The 237-nt window shown below is 69.6% G+C and carries 1 protein-coding gene; it reads left to right on the top strand.

Going from position 1 to position 237, the window contains the following annotated elements; genetic code table 11:
* Positions 1–228, top strand: a 228-nt coding sequence (locus SB765_RS33635; RefSeq protein WP_410933035.1) for a hypothetical protein, incomplete at its 5' end; no start/stop codon positions are given.
* Positions 229–237 lie beyond the last annotated feature (9 nt).

Below are 237 nucleotides of genomic sequence, written 5' to 3'. Positions count from 1 at the left end.
GGCGACAACCTGCGCCGCCCGGCCACCAGCAGCGAGCCGTTGCAACTCTATGTATCGGCCTTGGGCGGGGGCGGGCGGCGCTGGTGGTTCCTCAATGGCCAGCCCTTGGGCGAAACCCAGGGGCAGGACAGCCTGCTGGTTCGCTTGCCGCAGGTCGGACAGGCCGAGCTCAGCGCGGTGGATGAAAGCGGCGAGACGGCGCGGGTGGCGTTCCAGGTCAGCGAGTAGGCGTTCGAC

The organism is Pseudomonas sp. SIMBA_067 (genome assembly GCF_046534675.1).
Classification (GTDB): domain Bacteria; phylum Pseudomonadota; class Gammaproteobacteria; order Pseudomonadales; family Pseudomonadaceae; genus Aquipseudomonas; species Aquipseudomonas putida.
The sequence above is the reverse complement of the archived record's forward strand: the minus strand, read 5'-3'. Positions and strand labels throughout refer to the sequence as shown.